Below are 5,569 nucleotides of genomic sequence, written 5' to 3'. Positions count from 1 at the left end.
GGTTTCGGAGGAGGCGGGGCGGCATCGGGAGTCGTGCCGGAGCCGCCGCCCTCCAACGAAAAAAGAAAAGCCGCAGCGCCTTTGGGGGGCGGCTGCGGCTTCTCTGGGAGAGCCGGAAAGGTCCCTCAGGGTCAGAGCACGCGGGCGAGGAAGGACTTCGTGCGCTCCTCCTTCGGAGCGACGAGGATCTCCTCGGGGGCGCCTTCCTCGATGATGTGGCCGCCGTCCATGAAGACCACGCGGTCGGCGACTTCGCGCGCGAAGCCGATCTCATGGGTGACCACGATCATCGTCATGCCCGATTCGGCGAGGCGCTTCATCACGGAGAGCACTTCGCCCACGAGCTCGGGGTCGAGGGCCGAGGTGGGCTCGTCGAAGAGCATCACCTTGGGCTCCATCGCAAGGGCGCGGGCGATCGCGACGCGCTGCTGCTGACCGCCCGAGAGGGAGGCCGGGTAGGCGTCGGCCTTCTCGAGAAGCCCCACGTTCTTCAGGAGCTCGAGCGCGCGCCGCCGCGCGGGCTCCTCGGCCGTCTTGAGGACGATGCGCTGCGCGAGCATCACGTTCTCGAGCACCGTCTTGTGCGGCCAGAGGTTGAAGCGCTGGAAGACCATGCCGAGGTGCTCGCGCACCTTGTTGAGGTTCGTCTTCGGGTTCGTCACCTCGACGCCGTTGACGAAGATCTGCCCTCCCGAGGGGATCTCGAGCTCGTTGATGCAGCGCAGCATCGTGCTCTTCCCAGAGCCCGAGGGCCCGAGCACCACGACCTTTTCGCCGGGCTTGACCGAGAGGTTGATGCCGTCGAGCACAACGTGGTCGCCGAAGGCCTTCTTGAGGTTCTTGATTTCAACGATGGCTTCGGTCATGACGTGGCTCCAAGTCCGTTGTCGCCGCGGCCGAGACGGGCTTCAAGCCGGCGGATGCCCCAGGCGAGCAGAAGCGTCATCACCCAGTAGACGCAGGAAATCGTGATGTAGGGCTCCCAGTAGCGCGCCGAGGCGCCCGCCACCGTGCGGGCGGCGTAAGCGAGTTCGGCCAGACCGATCGCGGAGACGAGCGACGAGTCCTTCAGGATCGCGATGGCGTTGTTGCCGAGCGCGGGGAGCATGCGGCGGAAGGCCTGCGGCAGGATGATGTGCCGCATCGCCTGGAAGTAGCTCATGCCGAGCGAACGGGCGGACTCCATCTGGCCCTTGTCGAGCGACTGGATGCCGGCGCGGAAGATCTCGCACATGTAGGCGCCCGAATTGAGCGTGATCGCGCAGATGCCCGCGAGCATCGCGCCGTAGTTGGCGCGCAGCTCCCGCGCGAGCGCGCCGTCGATCAGCAGCCCGTCCACCGGGTGGATGAAGATGGGGAGCACCGCGAAGTGCATGAGGAAGATCTGCACGAAGAGCGGGGTGCCGCGGAAGAAGCTCACGTAGACGGCGATCGGCCAGCGCACGCCGTAGTGCAGGAGCGACTTCGTCGGCTCGTAGCGGCCGCTTGCGAGGCGCCCCATGCCGAGGAGCGTGCCGAGAATCATGCCGAGGAAGACGCAGATCACCGTGATCTGGATGGTCGTCGCCGCGCCGTGCACGAAGAGCGGCCAGTATTCGACAATGACGTCGGAGTGAAAGCCAAAGAGCATTGAGGGTTCACCAAAACAAAGAAAGGCGCCGGCGTCCCGTTTTGAGGGGGACCGCCGACGTCGAGAAAGAAATGTGCCGGAAGGGGGAGGAGCCGAGGCCGGGCCGCCTTCACGTGAGGCGGCTCCGGACGTCCGGCTTCTCCGGTCGGTCAGCGCGGAAGCTTCGGCGCTTCAGAGCCGAACCACTTCGTGAAGACCTCCTGGTAGGCACCCGAGGCGATCGCCTTCTCGAGGCCGCGGTTCACGTCTTCGAGAACCTTGGTGTTGCCCTTCTTCACGCCGATGCCGAAGTACTGCTCCTCGAAGCCCGGGTCACGGCACTGGTTGAACTTCTTCTCGGGGTTCTGCTTCGTGTACCACTGCAGCACGCCCACGTCGCCGATCATGGCGTCCACGCCGCCGTTGGCGAGCTCTTCGAGCGCGAGCGGGGTGTTGTCAAAGCGCCGGATGTTGGGCGAGGCCTTGCCGAAGGCCTTCGAGGCGGCGATGTCGCCCGCGGAGGCGTTCACGACGGCGATGAGCTTGCCCTCAAGGTCCTTGATGCTCTGGATCTTCAGGTTCGCGTTCGTGAGGATGAGCTGGTGGGCGAGGAAGTACGGATGCGAGAAGTCCACGGCCTGCTTGCGCTTCTCGGTGATCGTGATGCCCGACATGATGATGTCGCGGTCGCCGTTGTTGAGGCCGGCGAAGATGCCGTCCCAGGGCGTGTTGATGAACTTCACCTCGAAGCCCGCCTCCTTCGCGATCGCCTTCATCAGGTCGACGTCGAAGCCCACGAGCTCCTTGTTCGGGGTTTCGTATTCAAACGGGCGGTAGGTCGCGCCCGTGCCAACGGTGTAGGTCGCGGCGCTCGCAACGCCCGCGGCAAGCGCGGCGCAGAAGAAGGCGGCGGAAAGAACGGCCTTGGTCTTCAGAGACATGATGGGTCACTCCTTGAGGGAAAACGGGCTGCAGGTGCTCGCCCGAAGCGCGCGCATGCGGCGGAAGAAAAAATCTGCGCGTGATTCTGCCCATGTAAGGAGGGCGCGTAAAGCCCCGACGGGTAAAGTTCAACGACTTTCTGCGCTACCGCAAGTTGACATACCTGAAGAGGGCTAGTTGCCGGCAATTGTCGACAATTTGAGGGGTTTGATCGCGCGAAAAAGTCCGGCCGGATCGTCTCCGGACCGGGCTTGAAGGGCGCCCGCGGTGACTGGCCGCGCACCGCCCCATAGACCAGGTCCACGGTGGGCGGCGCCGCAGGGAGCGGTGTTTTTCTTTCAGCGCCTTATGTTTTGCTCGCCTCAGCAGCCCTGGGGCGAGAGCGCCTCGATGAGTTCGCCTTCGAGCTTAAGGAGCTCCGCGTCGTCGTGGAGCTCCGCCCCGTCGATCAGGAAGACGTCCTCGGCGCGCTCGCCCAAGGTGGCGATCTTCGCCGTCTGCAGGTTGACGTTGTATTTGGCGAGCACCTGCGAGATCGCGTAGAGGAGCCCGATGCGGTCCGTGCCGATGAGGTTCATCAGGAACGCCCGCCCGGATTCGTCGGGCTGGATCTGCACGCTCGGGCGGGTCGGGAAGTGCCGCGAGCGGCGCGAGAGCCGCGCCTTCGCCGCCGGGGGCAGGGGCTTCGTCGAGACGAGCGCTTCGGCGAGCTTCTCCTCCATCATCCGGAGCGCCTCCGGAGTGTCGAATCGCCCGAATGCGTCGGCGACGAGAAAGGTGTCGAGCGCCCAGCCGTGCTTGGTCGTATGAATGCGCGCGTCGATCACCGAGAGGCTGTTCTTGCCGAACCAGGCGACCGAGCGCAGGAACAGGTCCCGCCGGTCGGGGAGGTAGATGAGGACGATGAGGCCGCCCAGGGAGGCGCTCCGCTTCACGCGCACGACGGGATCGGGGTCGAGCACGTGCTCGGCGAGCATCTCGGCGTGCCAGGCGATCTCGTCGGCGGAGTGCCGCATGAAGTAGACGAGGTCGAGCTCGCGCCAGAAGCGGTCGCGCGCGGCGGGCGTGACGACGCCCGCGGTCTTCGCGGCGGCTTCGGTGCGGCGCTTTGCGATCAGGTCGTCGACCGATACGGCCGACCCGCGGCCGGCGAGGTGTTCGAGCGACGTCCGGTAGAGGGTCTCGAGAAGCTGTGCCTTCCAGGGGGTCCAGACCTTGGGGGACGTCGCGCGGATGTCGGCGACGGTGAGGAGGTAGAGCGCGTCGAGACGCTCCTTGGTGCCGACGAGCGCGCAGAAGCGGTCCACGACCGTCGGGTCGGAGATGTCCTCCTTCTGCGAGACGCGGCTCATCTCAAGGTGCCAGCGCACGAGAAAGCAGATGAAGGCTTCGTCTGCGGCGGAGAGCCCGAACCGGCGGCAGAAGGCCTGCGCCTTCTCCGCGCCGATCACCTCGTGGCCGCCCCCGAGGCCCTTGCCGATGTCGTGGAAGAGCCCGGCGATGAGCAGGCGCCATGAACCCGGGAGCGCCGTCATGATCTGCGTGCAGAGCGGGTATTCGTGCGCGTGCTCGGAGCGGCGGAAGCGGCAGAGGTTCTTCACGACGAGGAGCGTGTGCTGATCGACCGTGAAGATGTGGTAGAGGTCGTGCTGCATCTGCCCGACGATGTGGCGGAAGGCCGGCAGGAACCGCCCGAGGATCGCCCAGGCGTTCATCATCGAGAGCGCCTCGTCGGCGCCCTTGTCGAGCTTGATGATCTCGAGGAAGGTCTGTTGGTTCGCCGGGTCGGCGCGGTACGCCGGGCCGATCAGGGGCGTCGCGTGCCAGAGCGCGCGCAGCAGGCGCGTCGAAAAGCGCGTGAGCTCCGGGTGCGTCGCGAAGACGAGGAAGGTGCGCAGGACGGCGTTCGGGTCCTTTTCGTAGGCGTCGTCCTCGTCGATGTCCATCTCGTCGCCCAGGGCGAGGAAGGCCGGGTCGAGCCGCACCGGCGTCGCCTTGGCGGTGCTCCCGAAGAGCCGGTCGGCGATCGTCTGGAGCTGGATGATCGACATCTGCACCACCGACTTCGCGTTCCAGTAGTAGCGCTTCATGAGGGCTTCGGAGCCGCGCATGAGGCCCGTGGCGCGGTACCCGAGCCGGGCGGCGAGTGCCTCCTGCACGTCGAAGAGGAGCCGGTTCTCGTCGCGGTTCGTGAGGAGGTGAAGCTCCACGCGCAGGTTGTCGAGGAAGCGGAAGCACTGCTCGATCGTGTGCATCTCGCGCTCGGTGATGAGGTCCGCGGTCTTCATTTCGGCGACGCTCTCGGCGAGCCCCGCGGCCTTGGCGCACCAGAGGAAGACCTGCAGGTCGCGCAGCCCCCCGGGGGACTCCTTGAGGTTCGGTTCGAGTGAATACGGCGTGTCCTCGAACTTCTGGTGGCGGCGCTTGAGTTCGAGCATCTTGTCGCGGAAGAAGGCCCGGGCGTCGAGCCCCGCGAAGAAGTCGTCGCGCGCGCCCTTGTAGAGGGATTCCGAACCGAGGAGCAGGCGGCTCTCGAGGTACGTGGTGGCGATCGAAACGTCGCCCGCCGCCTCCGTGGTGTAGTCGCTGCGCGTGCGCACGGCCGCCCCCACCGTGAGACCGAGCTCCCAGAGCGCAGCGAGGAACCCCGAGATCCGCTCGCCCAGCGCGTCGTCCTTCCCGGCCTCGTCCTCGAGCAGCACGAGCAGGTCGATGTCGGAGTGGGGGAAGAGCTCGCGGCGCCCGAATCCCCCGACCGCAGCGAGCGCGATGCGCTCTTCGGGAAGCGCCGCCGCGCGCGCGAGGGTCGTCACGGCGTCGTCGAGCGCGGTGCTGTGGGCCGAGAGGTAGGCGCGGCAGTCGCGGCGGGCGCGCCACTCCTCTGCGAGGTGCGTGCGGGCGCTGCGGAACCCTTCGACGACGTCGGAGATGATCTTGGGGTCGAGTTCGAAGGCCATGACGGGCGGCTCCTTCCGGGTGCGGAAATGAGGGAGATGCGAAAAAGGGCGGCCGGCGGGC

The 5,569-nt window shown here is 66.5% G+C and carries 4 protein-coding genes; all 4 read right to left on the bottom strand.

The annotated features are described in order from the left end of the window. Positions 1-131: 131 nt before the first annotated feature. Positions 132-866: an amino acid ABC transporter ATP-binding protein gene (locus tag ACT6Y9_RS08325; protein ID WP_443744197.1), complete on the bottom strand. Its 735-nt coding sequence runs from the start codon at positions 864-866 to the stop codon at positions 132-134. Beyond that, a complete protein-coding gene (locus ACT6Y9_RS08320) occupies positions 863-1,630 on the bottom strand; it encodes an amino acid ABC transporter permease (protein ID WP_295479716.1) in 768 nt (255 codons plus the stop codon). The genes ACT6Y9_RS08325 and ACT6Y9_RS08320 overlap by 4 nt, the downstream gene beginning before the upstream one ends. Positions 1,631-1,779: 149 nt before the next feature. Beyond that, complete coding sequence (locus ACT6Y9_RS08315) at positions 1,780-2,550, bottom strand: basic amino acid ABC transporter substrate-binding protein (RefSeq protein WP_443744196.1); 771 nt, start codon at positions 2,548-2,550, stop codon at positions 1,780-1,782. A 363-nt stretch (positions 2,551-2,913) separates the two neighbouring features. Next, complete coding sequence (locus ACT6Y9_RS08310; protein ID WP_295479712.1) at positions 2,914-5,508, bottom strand: [protein-PII] uridylyltransferase; 2,595 nt, start codon at positions 5,506-5,508, stop codon at positions 2,914-2,916. Between the last annotated feature and the right edge of the window lie 61 nt (positions 5,509-5,569).

The organism is Sutterella sp., assembly GCF_052272535.1.
GTDB lineage: Bacteria > Pseudomonadota > Gammaproteobacteria > Burkholderiales > Burkholderiaceae_F > Sutterella.
The sequence above is the reverse complement of the archived record's forward strand: the minus strand, read 5'-3'. Positions and strand labels throughout refer to the sequence as shown.